We start from the raw sequence: 19863 nt of genomic DNA on the forward strand, positions 1-19863 counted from the left end.
TTGCGGGGAGGCAGGAACCGGCGGTCAGTGCGCGGGCAGAAGCCCCTGCTCGCAGGCCCCGCGCGGGCCGGCCGGGCCACGGCCGCCGCGCCGCCGTTCCGTACCGAGCGCCGGGCCGGCGGCAGGGCGACCGTCCCGTCCCCCTACTTCTCGGCCGCCTGCTTCAGCGCCTCCGCGCCGGCCTTGTACGCGGCTTCGAGGGCCGTACGGTGCTCGGCGAGCACGGCCTCGGCCATCGAGCCCTCGAAGGTCTCCTCGTCGGTGAAGTCGGTGCCCTCCGCCCCCTGGGCGAGGGTGAAGCGGTGGCGTCCGAAGAAGTGCTCGGGGTCGCCGCCTTCCCACGCGAGCACGGTGGGCGCCGTCAACTCGGTGACGGTGACGTCAAATTCGCGCTCCGCCGGAGTGCCGCGATCGGCCCGCAACCGCAGGGCGCTGCCCTTGGCCAGCTCCGCGGCGGGCGGCCCGTCGACCAGTTCGACGCTGGGGTGCCACTGCTCGTAGCTGTGCAGATCGGTGAGGACCTGCCACACCCGTTCCACGGGAGCGGCGATGTCGGCCGTGGCGCGCACGGCGAGGTTATTTTCCTGCATGGTCATTCAGTGTAATGACGGAGCCGTCGCGCCGGGCCCCAATAGACTGGATTCATCGCTGGGATCAAAGGTCAGGTGCAGAAGCGCGGCGAGCAACGCCGTCGCGCCATCGTCGATGCCGCGACGGAACTCTTCGGCCGACACGGATACCGGGGCACGGGGCTGGCCGTGATCGCGGAGCAGGCCGGCATTACGCCGTCGGCGGTCATCCACCACTTCGGCAGCAAGGAGGGGCTGCTGCGGGCCGTCCTCGACGCGCACGACGCCCGCTCGGCGGCTCGGCTCTCGCGCCACGTCGGCAAGGGCGTCCGCGGACTCGTCGACGCCCTCCTCGACGACGCCGAGGACACCCGGCGCCACATGCACCTCTCCACCCTGCACGCCACCCTGCAGGCGGAACACCTCACAGCCGGCCCCGGCGACGAGGTGCGCGAACGGTTCCTGCAGCGCAGCAGGATCCTGCGGCAGGCCATGGCCGACGTGCTGCGCAGCGGCATCGGCAGCGGAGAGATCACCGACTGCCCCGATCCGGACGCCACGGCCGCCGAACTGCTCGCCTTCCAGGAAGGCGCGCTGATCCTCTGGCGCCTGGACCCGGAGAGGACGGATCTCCGCGCCCTCTACGAGACGCACCTGCGGCATCTCATCGCCGAGACCGGCGGCTGACGCGCCGCGCTCCGCCGCCGGTACCGGGGACGCCAGGTGACACCGCGGCGAAAACGGGTGGCCGGACGTGCCGTCCGACGGGAAGGCTGGCCCCATGCCCAGCGCCGCCGCTCCCCGACCGCACCCCCTGCGGAGCCGACTCGCCCCCTACAGGCGGCTGTTCGCCGAACCGGGAACGGGTGCGTTCACCGCGGGCAGCATGCTCGCGCGGCTGCCCATGGGCATGTTCACGGTCTCCGCCGTCATCATGATCGCCTCCGCTCGCGGCTCGTACGCGCTGGCGGGAGCCGTCACTGCCACGGGACTCGCCGCGACCGCCGTGGTGGGACCGCTGACGGCGCGGCTCATCGACCGGTACGGGCAGTCACGGATCGCTCTGCCCGCGACGCTGATCGCCGCGGGAGGCGCGGTGTCGCTCGCGGCGTGCGTACGGTTCGGGGCGCCCGACTGGACCTTGTTCGCCTCGTACGCCGCCACGGCGACGACGCCCAACACCGGAGGGATGTCCAGGGCACGCTGGGCGCACCTCTTCCGGGACGACCCCGGGCCCCGGCACACCGCCAACTCCTTCGAACAGGCCGCCGACGAGCTGTGCTTCATGGCAGGGCCACCCGTCGCCGCCGTCCTGTGCACGCAACTCCTCCCGGAGTCGGGCACGTTGACGGGGGCGGGACTGCTGCTCCTGGGCATGCTGATCTTCCTGCGGGAGCGCCGCACCGAGCCGCCGGTGACGGCGAGGACGGCGGGAGGGCGGCCCGCCCCTCTCCGGCTGCGCGCCCTGGCCCCGCTGCTGGCGACGTTCCTGTGCATCGGCGTGGTCTTCGGCTCGATGGAGGTCGCGACGATCGCCTTCGCCGACGACCGCGGGCAGCAGGCAGCGGCCGGCGTGGTGCTGGCCTTCCACGCGACGGGCTCGGCGGTCGCCGGGCTCCTCGTCGGCACCGTACGTCCCCCGGCGGGCCCGCTCGTCCGCCGGTTCGCGTTGTGGGTGTGCGTGATGGCCCTCCTGGCGCTGGTGTCGTTCGCAGCCGCGAGCACGGGGAGTCTCGTGCTTCTGGCGGCGGCCCTGCTCGTCGCAGGCATGGGGGCGGCGCCCGCGATGGTGACGGGCATGACGCTCATCCAGGAGACGGTCCCGCCGGCCCGCCTGAACGAGGGCATGACGTGGGCCGTCACGGCCCTGCTGACCGGCATCGCCGGCGGTTCGGCCGCGGCGGGCTGGGCCGCCGAACACCTGCCGGGCCAGGCCCCGTTCACCCTGCCTCCGGCCGCTGCCGTACTGGCCGCGGCGGCGGCCTCCTCCGCGGCGCTCCGCTCCGCGTGGGCGCGGCGTGCGGAGCGCAGGACCGGGCTCCCCGGGGTGCCGCTCCGCCGCTGAACGTCGCCCGGCCCCGGCGGGCGGCGCGGCACCCGCCGAGAGCGCCCCACCGGCCTGGGCAGCCCGTAGTGCTCCCGCAGTGTGCTGCCCGTGAGGCGTGGCGGAACAGCCCGCGCCGCCGCAGGATGGGCACGACCTCGTCCGCGAAGACCTCGAACCCGCCCGGCAGCCAGGGCGGCATGACGTTGAAGCCGTCGGCCGCTCCCTGCTCGAACCACTGCTGGAGCTGATCGGCGACCTGCTCGGGCGTGCCGGCGATGACGCGGTGCCCCCGGGCGCCCGCCAGCCGGTGGAGCAGCTGCCGGACGGTGAGCTCCTCACGCTCGATGATGCCGAGGACGAGCCGGAACCGGCTGTGGTCGCCGCGTTCGCCCTCCGTCCCGATCAGCTCGCGCGGCACCGGACCGTCCAGCTCCTCCTGGGAGAGCCGGATGCCCAGCAGCCGGTGCAGCAGCTCCAGCGAATACTCGGGCTGCGTCAGCGAGTTGAACTCCTCGTGCAGGCGCCTCGCCTCGGCCTCGGTGGAGGCGACGAACGGGCTGATGCCGGGCAGTACCAGCAACTGCCCCGGATCGCGGCCGAGTCGGGCCGCGCGCCCCTTGAGGTCGGCGTAGAACTCCTGGGCGCTCTCCGGCGTCTGATGCGCGGTGAAGACGGCCTCCGCGTACCGCGCCGCCAGCGCACGCCCGTCCGGAGACGATCCCGCCTGTACGTATACGGGCCTCCCCTGCGGCGAACGGGGGATGTTCAGAGGCCCCTTCACGCGCACCAGGGGCCCCTCGTGGTCGACGGCGTGGATCCTGTCGGTGTCGGCGAAGAGACCGCCGGCCCGGTCCGCGACGAGGGCGTCGTCCTCCCAGCTGTCCCAGAGCTTGGTGACGGCTTCGAGGAAGTCACGGGCGCGCTCGTAGCGTTCGGCGTGCACGGGGTGTGCGTCGAGGCCGAAGTTCGCCGCGGCCTGCGGAGCCCCCGTGGTGACGATGTTCCACCCCGCCCTGCCCGCACTGAGGTGGTCGAGCGAGGCGAAGAGCCGGGCCAGGTTGTACGGCTGCGTGTACGTGGTGGACGCGGTGCCGATGAGGCCGATCCGCTCCGTCGCCGCGGCGACGGCCGACAGCCACGTCAGGGGCTCCAGCCGGAACCTGCTGGCGTAGGCCCTGTTTGACACATCTCGCCTTGCTCGCGACGGCTGGCACGCACATCCCCGGCGTTGTCGCATCGACCGAGTAGCCCACTACGAGGGCGATCCTCCGCCTTGGGGCTGCACGCACCATCCGCCGCGAGCACCGCCTGCGGCGGACGGCGCCATGTGCCAGACAGGGCCTAGCGCACGTTGTCCGCGAGGGCCGGGCCGTCCGCGAGGAAGACGCCGTCGAACGCGGCGGCCTCCGCACACCGCGCGAGGTCCTGGTAGAAGCGGATGTCCAGAAGCCGCGCGGGGTCCGAACTCCCGTGCCGCCAGGCCGCCTCGTGATGGCCTCCCGGATAGACGAACAGATTCAGACGAAGCTCCCGGGCGCCGGTCATACGAGCACCTCCTCGCGTGCGGAGGCTTCTGCCGCCCCGACACCCAGCCGGGCCAGCAACTCGCCACGCAGCGCGGCGTGTTCCGGTGTACCGGGGCGCGGCGGCCCGTCGTTCCCGCTGGGGAGGTCCGCGATGATGCGTCCCTGCTCCAGCACCACGACGCGGTCGGCGAGTTCGATCGCCTCGTCGACGTCGTGCGTCACGAGGAGCACTGCCGGACGGTGTGCCGCGCACAGCTTCCGCAGCAACTCGTGCATGCGGATACGGGTCAGTGCGTCCAGGGCGCCGAACGGCTCGTCCGCCAGCAGGAGTTGAGGCTCGCGCACGAGTGACCGGGCGAGCGACACCCGCTGCTGCTCACCGCCCGACAGCTCCACGGGCCACGCCGACTCCCGGTCGGCGAGGCCGACTTCGGCCAGCGCCGCACGTCCCCGCTCCCTGGCACCCGGGCCGTCGAGTCCGAGAACGACGTTGTCCAGCACCGGCTTCCAGGGCAGCAGCCGGGCGTCCTGGAAGACGACGGAGACATCGTCGGGCGCGTCCAGCAGGCCCTTGCCCGTCACGTCGTGGTCCAGGCCCGCCAGGGCCCGCAGCAGCGTCGACTTGCCCGAGCCGCTGCGCCCGAGGAGCGCCACGAACTCCCCCGGGGAGATGTCGAGTTCGAGCCCGTCGAGGATCTTCCGCGGCCCGAAGGAGCGCTCCAGCCCCCTGATGCGGACGGCTGCCCGCCCTCGTCCTGCGGCGCTCAGTTCGCGAGTGTCCGTCGCCATGACAGCACCCTCCTCTCGGTGTACCGGACCAGCCCGTCGGAGAGGAGACCCAGCAGCCCGTACACGACCAGTCCGACGATGATGATCTCGGTCTGCCCGTACGTACGCGCCAGCTCCATCATGTAGCCGAGTCCGCTGGTGGCGTTGACTTGTTCCACGACGACGAGCGCCAGCCAGGCCGCCGTCACGGCGAACCGCATCCCCAGCAGGAAGCCGGGGAGCGCGCCGGGCAGCACCACATGGCGTACGAACCGGCGGCGGGTGAGCCGCACCGTCTCCGACAGTTCGACGTAGCGGCTGTCGATGGTGCGCAGCCCGTTGTGCGTGTGGATGTAGACGGGCACGAAGACGGCGAGCGCGACGGTGACGACCTTCATCGTCTCGCCGATGCCGAACCACAGGACGAGCAGCGGCACGAGCGCCAGCGACGGCAGCGCCCGCTTCATCTGCACCGGCCCGTCGATCAGCCCCTCACCGATGCGGCTGAGTCCGGCGGCGACCGCGAGCAGCAGGCCGGCGGCCGTTCCGAACACCAGGCCGAGCAGGGCCCGTTGAGCCGAGGTGGCGAGATGCCCTTGGAGTCTGCCGTCGGCGATCAGGTCTCCCGCGGTGGACACGACGGTCCAGGGCGGCGACAGCAGACGGGGCTCTATGAGACCCGCCGCGGAACCCGCCGACCAGACGGCGACCAGCACCACGGGCCCGAGCGCCTTGCCGAAGCGGCGCGGACGGCCCGGAGCGAGGCGCGGGCCCCGCGCCCCGGGTGCGCGCCCCGGCCGGTCCCCGCCGGCGGCACGCCCCGGGGCGGGTTTCGTCAGGGTGCTCACGGCTTCTCCTCCCCTTCCGTGCGCAGGGCCTTTGCCGCCACGGGCTCGAAACGGCGGTCGTAGAGCGTCGCCGCGTCGAAGCTGTCCTGGCCGGTCTCCCTCGCCAGCAGGTCGATCGTCTTCTGGTGCCGTCCGATGACCTCGTCCCAATCGGCGGGGATCCCCGGGGCGCCGTTGTGCTTGTGCAGGTAGGCACCGTCGGCGCGGCTCAGGCCCTGGTCCCGCACCGCGTACTCCTCGACCCACTCATCGGGGTGCTCGTAGGCCCACACCTGGGCCCGCGCCCAGTGCTCGACGAACTCCCGCACGGCGGCGGCCTTCCGGGGATCGGCGACGGTCTCCGTCGGCGCCCACAGGTGCGAGGCGTCGTCACGTATCCCGTGCGGGATCGTCTTGCCGCCCTCCTTGCCGTACTTGGCGGGGTAGCGCTTGAGGTTGACCGCGCCCAGCGGCGCGGCGTCGACCTGTCGCTCGCCGAGAGCGGTGGAGTAGACGTCGCCGGTGCTGGGCATCTCGACGAGCTTCACGTCGCTCTTCTCCAGTCCGGCCTTCGCGAGGATGCGCAGCACCAGCGCGCCCTGGGCCTGGCCGGGGCTGAAGGCGATCTTCTTCCCGCGCAGGTCCTTCAGTGAGTCGATGCCCGCTCCGGGGGCGATCCCCAGCCGGTAGACGGGATTCCGGAGAGGGTGCTTCCGTACCTCTGCGGCAACGAGCTTCGTGTCCAGCCCGGTCCAGCGGGCGTGCACGGACGGCACTTCGGCGGACGCGCACAGGTCCAGCGAGTGCGCCCGGAATGCCTCGGAGCACTGCGGGCCGCCGCTGATGTTCGCCCACTTCACCTTGAAGCCCAGCTTCTTCACGGCTCCGGTGAGCCGGAGGAGGACGCGGTCCTCGGGCGCTCCGACAGTGAGTGTCGTCCTGGGCGAGACCTTCGGGGGGATCTCGGTTTTCGCGAGCTTCGCGTCGCTGACCCCGCTGTCCTCTTGCTGGGCGCAACTGACGAGCGCAGCGGGGAGGGTGAGGGCGGCGAGCAGTACGAGAGGCCGTCGTACGCGGGTCTGTTCACGGCGACGGCGCTGCCGGTCGGCAGAGGGAGGGCTGGGCATGTCGGTGTCCCGGTTCGTTCTGGTGCGGCTGATCGGGGAACGCGCGCAACCGGCCCGGAGCACGGGAAGGAGAACGCGCGAACTGCCTGCGAGACGGCAGGAGCAGAGAAGACGCGGAGGCACGGCGAGGGCGTGCCTCCGGAAAGAGATCAGCTACACAGCGCCGAGGCGACGCGCCGGAGATCCACAGCGCGTCGCTGTGTGAGACGGGATCTGCGCATGGCGTCGAAGCTAACGACGCCCCTGACCAGGGTCAACAGCCCGCGCACCCGGCTGAGGGAACGCAACGCGGACTTCGTACGCGGGCCATCCGCCCGCAACAGAGCAGCCGCAGCGCCCCTACTCCTGCCGGCGCCCGGGCTGCCAACCTCCCGGCGGCGCATAGTGCTTGGGCGAGTCACGTTCGTCCGGGAGGGGCGCGTACCGCTCAGGGGACTCGACGCGAGGCGCGTGCGCGGACCGCCGCCCCGCCTCGCGCTCCCAGCCCGCCCTGGCCCGCGGGTGGTAGCGGAACCTGAAGGGCACCAGCCGCCACACGTGGTGCACGGCCCTGCCGATACGCCGCAGCCGGCGCTCGTCCCGCACGGTCCACCGGTAACCGAGGCGCTCCCGCACCGCGGGCGGGAAGAGACCGACCGTGAACCAGACGGTGAAGCGTGCCTGCGGCCCGCGCAGCGCCCGCCACACCGCGTGCGGCATCCACGACAGGGCCGGGGGCCGGGCGATGCGGCGGATGTCGAGGACGTCACGGGCAGGCCGGTTGTCCTCCAGCACTTCGGACGCCATCCGGTCCCAGTACGCGAGGAAGGCGGGCCAGCTCTCCGGCACCGGACGCATGCTCATCCCGTAGAGCCGCCACCACGTGACGTGCTCGTCGAAGAGCCGGTGCTTCTCGGCTTCGCTCAGACCGGGCCCGAAGCGGTCGGCCACGAGCAGCGTGAGCATGAAGAACGTGGAGTGCGCCCAGTAGAAGGTGTCGGGGTCGAGTGCGTGGTACGGACGCCCCTGGTCGTCCACGCCCTTGATCGCGTCGTGGAATCCGCGCACCTGCCGTGCCGTCTCCGCGGCCTTCGGACCGTCGTAGACGACGCCGCCGATCGGATAGAGCGAGCGGAAGAGCCGCTGCCACCGCTCCTCGAAGAAGCGCGAGTGCCCGGCCACGCCGGCACCCAGGCCCGGGTGCATGTTCTGCATCGCGCCCGCCCAGGGCGCGAGCAGCACCCCACGCCAGTCTCCGAAGTACTCCCACGTCAGCGACCCGGGGCCGAGCGGCTCCACGTCCGCCGCGCGGGAGACCGGCCGGGCGCGGGGCTCCTCGGCCATACGGCTCCTCCCGCCCCGGGTCAGCTGGAGCCTGCGGAGATGGCGGCGCCCACCGCGATCATGGTGGCGACCTGCATGTCGTTCAGCGCCCTCTTCAGCGCGGGACCCGCCTCTCCGGCGCGCTCCGTCAGCGCCTCGATGCGCTTCTTGTGTTCGCGCTGGTCCTTGCCGGAGATGACGGTCGGGAACCGGCCGGCGGCGGCGAGCGCGGTCAGCGCGGCCTGGCGGGTGCTGTAGTCCTTCACGGGACGCCCGCTCGTCAGCGTCTCGACGACCTCCGCTCGCAGCCGCTTCACGAGGGCCTGCTCCTTGACCACGATCCGGTCGTACCGCCAGGTGCGGCGCTCGATGGCGATGAGACGCGCCCGTTCGAGCTGCTGCTCGACGGCCTGGAAACCCTGCTTGCGGTGCAGCTGCACCAGGGCCTTCCACTTGCGGGGCTTGTCGGCCGCTATCCCGCGCAGGGCGTCGTCGAGCACCGGATCGCCGGTGCGCCGGTCGCCCATCGTGCGGGCCTTGCCCCCGTCGTCGGTGAGGCATCCCCGGTCGGTCAGTTCGACGAGCACCGCCGCCCGCAGGACGTTCCCGATGACGTCACGCTTCGTGAGCTTCTCCGTGTCCAGGTCGCAGGCGAGGAGGTAGATCTCGGCCGGGAGGGTGAGCTGGCTGTTGCTGTCCGTACGTTCCATGAGGCCATCACAGCACGAAAGCCGTCACGACCGAAGGGCTGAGTTCCGACCTTCCGGCCCGGCACCCGCGACGAGCTCCGCTCGGGCAGCAACCACCCCTTGCCGCACAAGAGTTGCCCGACGACAGGTCTCTGCAAATAGGGATACCGGAAACCAACTCAGCCTCAAAGGGGTCACAGAAGACCGAACCCCGACAAACAGAAAGCAAAACCCCACGGCACCCCAGGGGGACAAACCCCCAGAAACAGAGAGCCGCAAACCAACCCCACCCACCACGGCACCATAGAGGGGCAAACCCAAACAGAAAGCAGAAAACCAACCCCACCCACCGCGGGGCCGTAGGGGGCGAAGCCCCCACTGGGGGGCGTAGGGGGCGAAGCCCCCACTGGGGGTGCGGGTGGCGAAGCCCCCGCCCCGCGAGGCGAAGCCTCGCAAAACACGAAGAGGGCGACCCGGTCCGCGCTTTCCGCGGACACACGTCGCCCTCGACCTCGTGGAGATGGCGGGAATCGAACCCGCGTCCAACGGAGGGGAAGCAGGGCTTCTCCGAGCGCAGTCCACTTCGATTTTCTCGGCCCCGGAGATCACGTGGACAAGTCTCCGACGGGCCCAGTCACTGTTTGATGTCCCGGTAGGCCCCGTGACCGGGCCTACGCGGTGAGTTCCCTAGCTGATGCCAGGATCCGGGGCGGGAACGCACCCGGGCTGACACTTCACGCTCGCTGCTTAGGCAGCGAGGGCGAAGGAATCGCGCTTCTGATTGGCGATTATTTTTTTGCGGCACATGGTTAACGAGATCATTGCCGCGTTCCTCGGCTCGCTTCACCTACTTCGACATCCGCTGTCGAAACCGATCATCCCCATGTTGAGTTGACAAACCACGCGGCCTCTCGGGCTGCGCCGCTGACCATGGTACGTGACCCGGCCATGACGGTGCCAACTGTTAACGTCCGGCAGTTGTTCCCGTGAGCCCCTCGCCCGCCGCACGCTCCCGTCCTCCCGGGGCTCCGGAACCGGCTCGGCGCACCGCCGGTGCGGGCGCCTCCCGCGACCGGGAGCGCACCGTGTTCAGGCGCGTACTCTCTGCCTCCGGCGGGCGGCAGACATCGCCCGCTCCGACTCGCGGCGGTCCTGCTTCTCGCGCAGGGTCTGGCGCTTGTCGTACTCCTTCTTGCCCTTGGCGAGGGCGAGCTCGACCTTGGCCCGCCCGTTCAGGAAGTACAGGACGAGCGGGACCAGGGTGTGGCCCGTCTCCTGGGTCTTCCCGATCAGCTTGTCGATCTCGTACCGGTGCAGCAGCAGCTTCCGCTTCCGCCGGGCCGTGTGGTTCGTCCACGTGCCCTGCGCGTATTCGGGGATGTGGACGTTGTGCAGCCAGACCTCGCCGCCGTCGATCTGGCCGAAGCCGTCGACGAGCGATGCGCGCCCTTGCCGCAGTGACTTGACCTCCGTTCCCGTCAGGACGATCCCGCACTCGAAGGTGTCCAGGATGAGGTAGTCGTGCCGCGCCTTCTTGTTCTGCGCGATGAGCTGCCGGCCCTGTGCGTCCTTGGCCTTGCCCTTGCCCTTGTTCTTGCCGTCCTTCTTCGCCATAGCCAGGCCATTCTTCCACTAAGGACGGGGCTGCAGGCCACTCAATACTGTGCGGGCCCGCTCGGCGGCGTTCCCGGACGCGGCCACGGACAGGTCCGGGGTGATGCCCTTCCCGTCCAGGGTCCGGCCCGAGGGCGTCGCGTAGTGCCCGACCGTCAGCTCGGCGACGGAACCGTCGGAGAGCTTCCGCGGCATCTGGACGGAGCCCTTGCCGAAGGTCCGCGAACCGACGACGACGGCCCGCCCCCTGTCCTGCAGGGCTCCCGTGAGCAGCTCGGCGGCGCTCATCGTGCCGCCGTCCACCAGCACCACCAACGGATGCGCGGCCGATCCTCCCGACGACGCCTGCACGGCACGGGCGTTGCCGCTCGCTCCGCCGTCCGCGTACAGGGCCCGCTGGGTGCCGTTCTCCTCGTACGTGGCGACGAGGCCGCCGTCGAGGAACGCCGAGGCCGCCTCGACCGCCTCGCTGACCAGGCCGCCCGCGTTGCCGCGGAGGTCGAGCAGGATGCCCCCGCCCTCCGGCACGTGTTCGGCCACCGCGCGGTGGATCTGCCGCGCGGAGCCCTTGGTGAAGGAGGAGACCTTGATCCGCGTCGCGCCGCCGGCCGTGGGCCCGACGGTGACGGCGTCGACCGTGAGCCGCTCGCGCTTCAGCGTCTCCGTCCGGTGCCGTCCGTCGCGGTCGAGCCGGAGCTCGACGGAGCTGCCCGGCTCGGCGGGTCTGGCGTCCCGCCCCTGTCCGGCGGAGCCCCGAAGGCGGGCCACTACGTCCGTGACGGGCCGCTCCGCGACGTCTTCGCCGTCGACGGCGACGAGCCGGTCGCCGCGTCTGATGCCGGCACGGTCGGCCGGGCTTCCGGGCAGGACCCGGGCCACGGTCACGGAGAGCGTCGCCCGGGAGCCGCGCTCGCGCCGGACGGAGATGCCGACGCCGACGTACTCGCCGTCGAGCGTCTGCTTGAGGCCCTCGTACTCCCGGGCGGTGTAGGCGGCGGACCAGCGGTCGCCGCTGCGGCTCACCAGTTCCTCGGCCTCCGCGTGGCCGTCGGGGGCGCGGCCGTCGTCGTGCGTGCCGCCCGCCTTGCCGTGCGCTGCCCGCGCGCCGTCCCCGCCGAAGTGCGCGCTCGCGGGAAGAGGGCCCGCGGCGCTGTCGTTCGGGCCGGCGCCGGGCTGAACTCCCTCACCCCAGGCGCCGGTTGCGGCGCCCGTCGCGAGGACGCCCGCGAAAACCAATGCCAGACCGGTCCCTCGGCGCAACTGCTGCCGGGGACTCCCCCTTCGTTTGTCGGGGGATGGTCCGGAATACCACGAGTCCGACATGATTCGGAGTCTAAGCCAGACTGCGGGCGCCGTACGGGCCGTTGGCCGTAAGGCGCCCGCGTCGTGCGTCACACCTTGAGGTACTTGCGCAGCGTGAAGAACGCTGCCACGGCCGGCATCAGGACGCCGACGGCGATCAGCAGCGGCAGCACCTTGAACACGGCGTCCCAGCCGATGAAGTTGATCAGCGCGATCTTGTCGGCCAGCCAGCTGTCGATGAGGAAGAACTTGCCGCCGAGGAGGAGGACGCACGCGAAGCCCGCGCCGATCAGGCCCGCGATGGCGGCCTCCAGGATGAACGGCATCTGGATGTAGAAGCTGGACGCCCCCACGAGCCGCATGATCCCCGTCTCCCGCCGCCTGCTGAACGCGGAGACCCTGACCGTGTTGACGATCAGCAGCAGCGCCACGACGAGCATCAGCCCCATCACGAACAGGGCGGCGATGTTCATGCCGTTGAGCAGGTTGAAGAGGTTCTCCAGCAGGTTCCGCTGGTCCTGGACCTCCTGCACGCCCGGTCTCTCACTGAACGCGGTCTGCACGACCCGGTACTTGGTGGGGTCCTTGAGCTTGACCCGGTAGGACTCCTGCATCTGGTCCGGGGTGAGGGAGTCCGCGAGCGGGGAGTCCTTGAACTGCTCCTGGTAGTGCTTGAACGCCTCGTCGGCGGACTCGTGGTAGACCTTGTCGACCACGCGCAGCTTCTCCAGCTCCGACCGGATCTGCTGCTTCTGCTCGGCGGTGACGGCGCCCTTGGCGCAGTTGGGATCGGACTCCGCGTCGTTCTCGTTGCAGAGGTAGACCGACACCTGGACCTTGTCGTACCAGTAGCCCTTCATCGTGCTGACCTGCTCGCGGGCGAGCAGGGAACCACCCGCGAGCGCCAGCGACAAGGCGACCGACACGATCACCGCGAAGGTCATCGTGAGATTGCGGCGGAGACCGACGCTGATCTCCGACAGTACGAACTGGGCGCGCATGGCGTCCTTTCAGTGTTTGCTGTCTCAACTGCTCAGACTGCTCAGACCGTTGCCTCACGGGCGGCCCGGCCGCACCGGGAAGCGCCCGTGCCCGGCTCAGTGCTGGTAGCCGTAGACGCCGCGCGACTGGTCACGCACGAGCCGCCCGCGCTCCAGCTCGATGACGCGCTTGCGCATCTGGTCGACGATCTGCTGGTCGTGCGTGGCCATGACGACCGTCGTGCCGGTCCGGTTGATCCGGTCCAGCAGCTTCATGATTCCCACCGAGGTCTGCGGGTCGAGGTTGCCGGTCGGCTCGTCCGCGATCAGCAGCATCGGACGGTTCGCGAAGGCGCGGGCGATGGCCACCCGCTGCTGCTCGCCGCCGGAGAGCTCCCCGGGCATGCGGTCCTCTTTGCCGCCCAGGCCGACCAGGTCGAGGACCTCGGGCACGGTCTTGCGGATCTGGCCACGGGACTTGCCGATGACCTCGAGCGCGAAGGCGACGTTCTCACCGACCGTCTTGTTGGCCAGCAGCCTGAAGTCCTGGAACACCGTTCCGAGCTGGCGGCGCATCTGCGGCACCTTCCAGTTGGACAGCCGCGCGAGGTCCTTGCCCAGGACGTGCACCTGGCCCTGGCTGGCCCTCTCCTCGCGGAGAATTAGCCGCAGGAAGGTGGACTTGCCGGAGCCGGACGAACCCACCAGGAAGACGAACTCACCGCGCTCGACCTCCAGCGACACGTCGTGGAGGGCCGGGCGGTTCTGCTTGGGGTAGGACTTGGAGACGCTGTCGAATCGGATCACGGATACACCACGTCGGCCTGGGGTAGGGGCGGCGGGAGCCGCGGGCGCGGCTCCCTCGGGGACCTCCCAGCGTCAGCTGGGTGGGGTGTGGCGACCTTACGCGAACGGGCGGAGGGCGCGCAGTCGGCGTCCGTCGTTGGTGGGTTCGGTCACGGTGCCTATAGGTACAAACCCGGCAGAGGGGGCACTCGAACCGCCCGGGAACCCCGCACGGGGATGCCTCTGCGTCCGGCCGTGGAGCCTGGCACAGTGGAACGAGGAGCCCGGGGAACCAAAGCCTCCGGGGCCTCGTTGGCAGACAGAGGAGGATCTCGCATGACATGCGACCGACTGGTGTGTGCCAACTGCGCAGGCCCCGTGAGCGAGGGGCGCTGCTCCGTCTGCCGCGCCCACCGCGAGCGGCTGCACCGGGAGTCCCCCCTCGGCGGCCTCTCGCCGATGACGCTCCTCACTCTGCTTCTCGCCCTGCTGGCCGTGGCCTTCCTCGCGCAGCGGGTGGCCGTCGCGTAACCGTGCGCAGTCGGAGCGTCCGGTAGCCGTCGGTGCCACCGCGCAGCCGGGCCGCCACAGACGGTCTCCCGCGGACGCGCAGCCCCGCGGACGCGTACGAAAAGCGTGATCACGAACCGCCCGCCAGGGCGCCGCGATCCTGAACGTACGAGGGGCCCGGAACGGCGCTGTGCGCTGTTCCGGGCCCCTCGCTCTGCTCGCGTGCGCGTGAGTGGATCACGCGCGCTGCGGCCTACCGCTCATGTACGGACGTCAGGCGGCCGTACGGCGGTTGATCATGCGCGGCATCATGCGGAAGGCGACGCCGCCCGCGATCATCGTCGCGGCACCGACCAGCAGGAAGGCGGTCTCGGAGGAACCGGTGTCCGCCAGCTCCTCCTTCGGGGCCTGCGGCTGCTGCTCGACCGGCTGGCTGTCGGTGCTGTCCGGCTGGGTGTTGCTGCCTTCGCACTCGACGCTGTCGTCGTTCAGGTCGCAGGTGTCGTCGCCGCCGCCGGAACCGCCGATGGTGGCCGGCTCCTCGCCGCCGCCGGTGTCGCCACCGGTGCTGCCGCCCGTGTCACCACCGGTGTCACCGCCGGTGTCACCACCCGTGTCGCCGCCGTTGTCGCCGCCCGTGTCACCACCGGTGTCGCCACCGGTGTCACCACCGATGTCGCCGCCCGTGTCACCACCGGTGTCGCCACCGGTGTCGCCACCGGACACGGTGCCCTCGGTGTCACCGCCGGTGTCGTCGCCACCGGAGACGGTGCCCTCGGTGTCACCGCCCGTGGTGGTGTCACCAGTCGTGCCGCCGTCGGTCTCCCCGCCGGTGCCGCCGCTGTCGCCACCGCCGATCACGCCACCGAGGATTCCGCCGATGAGGCCGTCCTGCTGCTTGGCGGCGGACTCGCCGCCGTCCGCGGCCTCCGCGGCGCCCGCGGCCGTGAGCGAGGCGCCGACGGCGAACACAGCGCCGGCAGCAACGCGCGCCACACGCAGCCGCGTCTTCGATTTGATCATTGGCCAACTACCCCCAGTAGTTTCATTTTTCAGTGGAGCAGCTGTGTGACGGGCTGCGGAGCCTCAGTAGGGACACGGACTCGTCCGCTCACCCCCGCACGCGCCCCTGACACAGGCATGCCGAGCGGACAGCTTTCCCAGTTTTCACACCTCCGTCAAGCGAAGACAGTGTGAAATGCCCATGTGGACAGGCCAGTTCGGCGGATGGGGCTCAAATCGTTATCTGCGGCAGCGGGATTCCGCCGCGGCCGCTACTGGTCCTGCTGCTTGCGCCAGCGGATACCGGCCTCGAGAAAGCCGTCGATATCGCCGTCGAGAACGCCCTGGGGATTACCGACTTCATGTTCCGTCCGCAGATCCTTCACCATTTGATAAGGGTGCAGGACGTACGAACGCATCTGGCTGCCCCACGAGTTGCCGCCGTCGCCCTTGAGCGCGTCCATCTTCGCCTGCTCCTCCTGCCGGCGGTGGGCCAGCAGGCGTGACTGCATGACGCGCATGGCGGCCGCGCGGTTCTGGATCTGCGACTTCTCGTTCTGGCAGGAGACGACGATGCCGGTGGGGATGTGCGTCATACGGACCGCCGAGTCGGTCGTGTTGACCGACTGGCCGCCCGGACCGGAGGAGCGGAAGACGTCGATCCGCAGTTCGTTCTCCGGGATGTCGATGTGGTCGACCTGCTCCACCACCGGCAGCACCTCGACACCGGCGAAGGAGGTCTGGCGGCGCCCCTGGTTGTCGAACGGGGAGATGCGCACCATGCGGTGGGTGCCCTGCTCGACGGAGAGAGTGCCGTACGCGTACGGCGCTTTCACCGCGAACGTCGCGGACTTGATGCCCGCCTCCTCCGCGTAGCTGATGTCGAAGACCTCGGTGGGGTGGCCCTTGCGCTCGCTCCAGCGCAGATACATCCGCATGAGCTGCTCGGCGAAGTCCGCCGCGTCGACGCCGCCCGCCTCCGCGCGGACGCTGACGACGGCCTCCCGGGGGTCGTACTCACCGGAGAGCAGGGTGCGGACCTCCATCTCGTCCACAGCCTTGCGCAGAGACTCCAGCTCGGACTGGGCCTCGGTGCGCGCGTCCGTGTCGTCCTCGCTCTCGGCGAGTTCGAAGAGCACCTCGACGTCGTCGATGCGCGAGCGCAGCTCCTCGACCCTGCGCAGCTGGCCCTGCAGATACGACAACCTGCTGGTGACCTGCTGCGCGCGTTCCACGTCGTCCCACAGGTCGGGGGCCGCCGCCTGCTCCTCGAGCGACGCGATATCTGCCCTCATCCTGTCGAGGTCGATCACTGCCTCGATCGACTCCATGGTGGAGGAGAGGGACTTGAGCTCTTCGGAAAAATCGGGGGCTGCCACACCTCCACCCTAACGGCTGGCCCCGTGCCGCGTTCGCCGCCCGGGTAGCGCACGGACCCGCACGCGGGGCGCCCGCCCCGTCACGGCTCCTCCGGCTGCTCGACCGCGGGCGCGGGCTGCGTGGTGTCGCCGTCGTCACCCGACGTCGCCAGCCAGCTGCCCAGGACTGCGGCCACGGCAACCGCCGTCGCTGTGGCGCCCAGCTTGATCCTGCGGCGCCGTGCCGCTGCGGCGGAGACGCGGTTGCGTGCCGAACCCGCCCGCGGCGTCCCCGCGGCGCGGGGAGCCCGCGCCGTGCCGTGAGCGCCGCCCGCCAGTTCGTCGGCGCCGGGCACGCGCATGCTCGTGTGGGTGTCGCGGTTGGAGTCGGGGCGGGCGCCGCCGTGGACGAGCGGCACGGCGCCGCGGCTGCCGCCCGCAGGCGCGGCGCGGCCGCCGCCCGGGGCGTGAGGGTGCTGCTCGTGGCTGGACGTCGGCGCGTGGCCGCCGGGGGCCGCATCGTCCGCGTCGCCCTGGACGTCGTACGGCTCGTAGGGCTCCTCGGCCTGCTCGTCGATGTCCAGCGGCGGGAGGTCCACGAGGTCCGGCAGCAGTTCGCGCAGCCCGGCCGCGACCTCCTCGGCGCGGAGCCTGGAGGCGGGCGCCTTCGCGAGGCACTGGTGGATGAGCTGCCACAGCTCGTCGGGGATGCCCGGCAGCGGCGCCACGGACTCGGTGACGTGCCTGCGCAGCACCGCGCCCGGATGTCCGCCGCCGAACGGCGTGAATCCGGCGAGGAGTTCGTAGAGCACGGTGGCGAGGGCGTATATGTCGACGGAGGCCCGGGGCGGCAGTCCCTCGACGATCTCCGGGGCGAGGTAGTCGGGCGTACCGATGATCGACGTGGCCCGGGTCGTGCGCGGCGAGTCGATCAGCTTGGCGACGCCGAAGTCCGTGAGCAGGGCGGGCGGCGCGCCTCCCGGGCCGGGCGGGGCCAGCGCGTCGAGCAGGACGTTCTCGGGCTTGACGTCCCGGTGCACGATGCCCGCCGTGTGGGCTGCCGCGAGCGCGTCGGCGACGTCCGCCGCGATGGCCGCGGCGGCCTGCGGTGCGAGCCTGCGGTCGTGTTCCAGACGCGTGCGCAGGTCCGTGCCGCGCACCAACTGCATGACGAGGGCGAGGTCGTTGCCGTCCACGACCAGGTCCCGGACGCCGACCACATGGGGGTGGTCGAGGCAGAGCAGCGCACTGCGCTCCCGTACGAACCGCTCCACCAGGTCCTGGTCCGAAGCCAGGTCCTCACGCAGGAGTTTGACCGCGACGGGGCCCTCGGGGCCCTCGCCGAGCCACACCGTGCCGGCGCTGCCGCGTCCCAGGATCTGGTGAGCCGTGTAGCGACTGCCGATCTTCCGTGCCATAGCGACAAAACTACGCGGCGGAAGGGCCGTTGAGGGCCAAGGAAGCCGCAACCGTCACTTTCGAGCGGGAATTCCCACCCAGGAAGTCGACAAATCTCCGAACTCGCCTGTCTGCAGGGCTAATTCTGAGCGCTGTCGATCAAGCCGCCGAGCTCCTTGAAGACGTTCTCGACCGACTGCCAGAAATCCTTGCCCGCTTCCCACCACTCGGGAAGCGGAGTGAAGTTCCACACCAGCACCGCCGCCACGACCATCAGCAGGATCATGAACAGGCAGCCCTTGAGGCAGCCCAGCCCCGGAATGTGCATGGGGTTCGCGCTGCGCTGCCGCGGCTCGCGCGGCGGACGGGGTTCCCGGGCCGGCGGACGCTGCGGCTCGTACCGGCGCTGCGGCGGCTGCTGCGCGGGCCTGCGCTGCGGCTGCGCGTACTGCTGGGGCGGCTGCTGGCGCCGCTGCGGCGGCTGCTGCGGCTGGCGCGGGGGGCGCCGCCGGAGCGGGTCCATGCTCGGGTCGAGCGGCTGCACCTGCGTCTGCTCGTTGCGGTCGCGCGCCGCGCGCATCTGGCTCTGCCAGGGGTGGGCGCCGTCGGGCGTAGCGCCCTGCGGCGACTGCTGCGGGGGGCCGCCCGGCACGGGCGGCATGACCTGGGTCGGGTCCGCGTTCGGGCCCTGCGCCCCCTGGTTCTGGCCTCCGGCCCCGCCGTTCTGCGGCAGGACGCTGGTCGCCGCGTTCGGGTCGTAACCGCCCTGGCCCTGGGCGGACGCGGAGTGCGGCAGCACCTGGGTGGGATCGGCGTCGCCCGCTCCCCCGCCGGGGGCCCCGGAAGAGGCGGTCTGGTCCGGGACCGGCGCCGGCGCCGGGTCGGGGGCCAGCAGCGCGGCCACGCCCATGGCCGCCGCCGCCTGCTCGGGGGTGGCCTGGGCTCCTGTGCCGGCGGCGACCGTGCGGAGCGCGTTGGCGAGGTTGACGGCGCTGGGCCGCTCCTCGGGCCGCTTGCTCAGGCACCGCTGCACCACCGTCCACAGCGGGTCCGGCATGCTCGGCGGACGCTGCGGCTCCTCGGAGAGGTGGCGGTGCAGCACTTCGAGAGCGGTGGCGCCCGCGAAGGGCGGACGGCCGGTCGCGAGCTCGTAGAGCAGGATGCCCGCGCCGTAGATGTCGACCGCGGAAGTCTGCGGGCGGCCCTCGGCGGACTCGGGCGCCACGTAGGCCGGCGTCCCCACGAACTCCTGGGTGCGCGTCAGGCCGGGCGAGTCCGCGAGCCGCGCGATGCCGAAGTCGGTGAGCATGGGGCGCATGCCCTCCGGGCCGTCGGCGAGCAGCACGTTGGCGGGCTTGAGGTCGCGGTGCACGACGCCGTCGGCGTGGCTCGCGGCGAGCGCATCGGCCACCTGCGCGGTCACCAGGGCGGCGGCCACCGGCGAGAACGGGCCGTTCTCGCGCAGGTAGCGGTGCAGGTCCGGACCGTCGACGAGGTCCATGACGAGGGCGAGCATGTCGCCCTCCACCACGAGGTCCCGGGTGCGGACGATGTTGTGGTGGGTGAGCCGGAGCAGGACGGAGCGCTCCCGCAGGAAGCGCATGACCACGTCGGGGTCGTTGGCGAGCTCCTCCTTGAGGACCTTGATCGCCACCGTCTCGCCGGGCTGCCCGGCCACGGCCGCCTCGGCGCCCGCGGTCTCCCGCTGCTGCGCCCGCCACACGGTGCCAGTGGCGCCGCGGCCCATCGGCTCCTCGAGCAGGTATTTGCTGCCTACAGGCCGCACGTCATGAGCTCCCTGGTGTCGTACTGCAATCCCGCCCACAATAGTGCCGTCTCGCGAACGGTCGAACTGCCGTATGTGAACAGAGGCACGATTCTCTGGGAAGACGCGCGGCACCACTGCCCCGGTTGCGTCAGGACGGTGCGCGGCGCATGCCGCGGCAGTCCCTTGCCGGCCTCCCGCGACCGGATTCGGACGTATGCGGCCGGACCCGGGCGGGGCGGGATCCGGGGACGGCAGCGGAGCAACGGGGGCGGGGGAGCCCGCGACCTGCG

General features: G+C 71.3%; 19 protein-coding genes, 1 other RNA gene and 1 pseudogene. 3 read left to right on the forward strand and 18 right to left on the reverse strand.

Annotated elements, in window-relative coordinates:
- Nucleotides 1-143: 143 nt before the first annotated feature.
- Entirely contained in the window at nucleotides 144-590 is a 447-nt protein-coding gene (locus H181DRAFT_RS26390; protein ID WP_158715466.1) for an SRPBCC domain-containing protein, read from the reverse strand.
- A gap of 75 nt (nucleotides 591-665) precedes the next feature.
- Here H181DRAFT_RS26390 and H181DRAFT_RS26395 point away from each other — a divergent pair, with 75 nt between their 5' ends.
- Both H181DRAFT_RS26395 and H181DRAFT_RS26400 read left to right on the forward strand, forming a co-directional pair.
- Nucleotides 666-1256, forward strand: coding sequence for a TetR/AcrR family transcriptional regulator (locus H181DRAFT_RS26395; RefSeq protein ID WP_052708753.1), 591 nt, complete (start codon nucleotides 666-668; stop codon nucleotides 1254-1256).
- Between the two features lie 94 nt (nucleotides 1257-1350).
- Nucleotides 1351-2634 (forward strand): MFS transporter, encoded by a 1284-nt coding sequence (locus H181DRAFT_RS26400; RefSeq protein ID WP_045867005.1) that lies wholly within the window; start codon nucleotides 1351-1353, stop codon nucleotides 2632-2634.
- A gap of 151 nt (nucleotides 2635-2785) precedes the next feature.
- Here H181DRAFT_RS26400 and H181DRAFT_RS26405 read toward each other — a convergent pair.
- The 13 genes and pseudogenes from H181DRAFT_RS26405 to ftsE all read right to left on the reverse strand — a co-directional run.
- Nucleotides 2786-3853, reverse strand: a pseudogene (locus tag H181DRAFT_RS26405) (LLM class flavin-dependent oxidoreductase); the annotation flags it as partial.
- A gap of 104 nt (nucleotides 3854-3957) precedes the next feature.
- Nucleotides 3958-4161, reverse strand: coding sequence for a hypothetical protein (locus H181DRAFT_RS26410; RefSeq protein WP_045866957.1), 204 nt, complete (start codon nucleotides 4159-4161; stop codon nucleotides 3958-3960).
- Nucleotides 4158-4931, reverse strand: coding sequence for an ABC transporter ATP-binding protein (locus tag H181DRAFT_RS26415; RefSeq protein ID WP_045866958.1), 774 nt, complete (start codon nucleotides 4929-4931; stop codon nucleotides 4158-4160). The genes H181DRAFT_RS26410 and H181DRAFT_RS26415 overlap by 4 nt, the downstream gene beginning before the upstream one ends.
- Entirely contained in the window at nucleotides 4907-5758 is an 852-nt protein-coding gene (locus H181DRAFT_RS26420) for an ABC transporter permease (protein ID WP_045866959.1), read from the reverse strand. Before H181DRAFT_RS26420 ends, H181DRAFT_RS26415 begins: the two co-directional genes overlap by 25 nt.
- Entirely contained in the window at nucleotides 5755-6864 is a 1110-nt protein-coding gene (locus H181DRAFT_RS26425) for an ABC transporter substrate-binding protein (protein WP_045866960.1), read from the reverse strand. Before H181DRAFT_RS26425 ends, H181DRAFT_RS26420 begins: the two co-directional genes overlap by 4 nt.
- A gap of 149 nt (nucleotides 6865-7013) precedes the next feature.
- Nucleotides 7014-7247 (reverse strand): putative leader peptide, encoded by a 234-nt coding sequence (locus tag H181DRAFT_RS30305; protein WP_368073300.1) that lies wholly within the window; start codon nucleotides 7245-7247, stop codon nucleotides 7014-7016.
- Nucleotides 7204-8187, reverse strand: coding sequence for an oxygenase MpaB family protein (locus tag H181DRAFT_RS26430; RefSeq protein ID WP_045866961.1), 984 nt, complete (start codon nucleotides 8185-8187; stop codon nucleotides 7204-7206). Before H181DRAFT_RS26430 ends, H181DRAFT_RS30305 begins: the two co-directional genes overlap by 44 nt.
- A gap of 20 nt (nucleotides 8188-8207) precedes the next feature.
- Nucleotides 8208-8876, reverse strand: a complete 669-nt coding sequence (locus H181DRAFT_RS26435; RefSeq protein WP_045866962.1) for a GOLPH3/VPS74 family protein — start codon at nucleotides 8874-8876, stop codon at nucleotides 8208-8210.
- Between the two features lie 491 nt (nucleotides 8877-9367).
- Nucleotides 9368-9738: a transfer-messenger RNA gene (gene ssrA, locus H181DRAFT_RS26440) on the reverse strand.
- 206 nt (nucleotides 9739-9944) lie between these two features.
- Nucleotides 9945-10469, reverse strand: a complete 525-nt coding sequence (smpB, locus tag H181DRAFT_RS26445) for an SsrA-binding protein SmpB (RefSeq protein ID WP_045866963.1) — start codon at nucleotides 10467-10469, stop codon at nucleotides 9945-9947.
- Between the two features lie 18 nt (nucleotides 10470-10487).
- Entirely contained in the window at nucleotides 10488-11705 is a 1218-nt protein-coding gene (locus H181DRAFT_RS26450) for a S41 family peptidase (RefSeq protein WP_045866964.1), read from the reverse strand.
- Nucleotides 11706-11860: 155 nt separating this feature from the next.
- Nucleotides 11861-12772 (reverse strand): permease-like cell division protein FtsX, encoded by a 912-nt coding sequence (ftsX, locus tag H181DRAFT_RS26455; RefSeq protein ID WP_045866965.1) that lies wholly within the window; start codon nucleotides 12770-12772, stop codon nucleotides 11861-11863.
- Nucleotides 12773-12868: 96 nt separating this feature from the next.
- Nucleotides 12869-13558 carry a cell division ATP-binding protein FtsE gene (gene ftsE / locus H181DRAFT_RS26460; protein ID WP_045866966.1) on the reverse strand — a complete coding sequence of 230 codons (690 nt, stop codon included), beginning with the start codon at nucleotides 13556-13558 and terminating at the stop codon, nucleotides 12869-12871.
- A 315-nt stretch (nucleotides 13559-13873) separates the two neighbouring features.
- On the opposite strand from ftsE, the gene H181DRAFT_RS26465 reads away from it, so the two are divergent.
- Complete coding sequence (locus H181DRAFT_RS26465; RefSeq protein ID WP_045866967.1) at nucleotides 13874-14068, forward strand: hypothetical protein; 195 nt, start codon at nucleotides 13874-13876, stop codon at nucleotides 14066-14068.
- Between the two features lie 252 nt (nucleotides 14069-14320).
- Here H181DRAFT_RS26465 and H181DRAFT_RS29585 read toward each other — a convergent pair whose 3' ends face one another.
- The 4 genes from H181DRAFT_RS29585 to H181DRAFT_RS26485 all read right to left on the reverse strand — a co-directional run bounded on the left by H181DRAFT_RS29585 (nucleotide 14321) and on the right by H181DRAFT_RS26485 (nucleotide 19591).
- Nucleotides 14321-15070 carry an LPXTG cell wall anchor domain-containing protein gene (locus H181DRAFT_RS29585; protein WP_045866968.1) on the reverse strand — a complete coding sequence of 250 codons (750 nt, stop codon included), beginning with the start codon at nucleotides 15068-15070 and terminating at the stop codon, nucleotides 14321-14323.
- A gap of 251 nt (nucleotides 15071-15321) precedes the next feature.
- Nucleotides 15322-16428, reverse strand: a complete 1107-nt coding sequence (prfB, locus tag H181DRAFT_RS26475; protein ID WP_052708755.1) for a peptide chain release factor 2 — start codon at nucleotides 16426-16428, stop codon at nucleotides 15322-15324.
- Nucleotides 16429-16508: 80 nt separating this feature from the next.
- A complete protein-coding gene (locus H181DRAFT_RS26480; protein ID WP_045866970.1) occupies nucleotides 16509-17825 on the reverse strand; it encodes a serine/threonine-protein kinase in 1317 nt (438 codons plus the stop codon).
- 119 nt (nucleotides 17826-17944) lie between these two features.
- Nucleotides 17945-19591, reverse strand: a complete 1647-nt coding sequence (locus H181DRAFT_RS26485; RefSeq protein WP_045866971.1) for a serine/threonine-protein kinase — start codon at nucleotides 19589-19591, stop codon at nucleotides 17945-17947.
- Between the last annotated feature and the right edge of the window lie 272 nt (nucleotides 19592-19863).

The sequence above is a fragment of the Streptomyces sp. WMMB 714 genome (genome assembly GCF_900090125.1).
GTDB classification, from domain to species: domain Bacteria; phylum Actinomycetota; class Actinomycetes; order Streptomycetales; family Streptomycetaceae; genus Streptomyces; species Streptomyces daqingensis.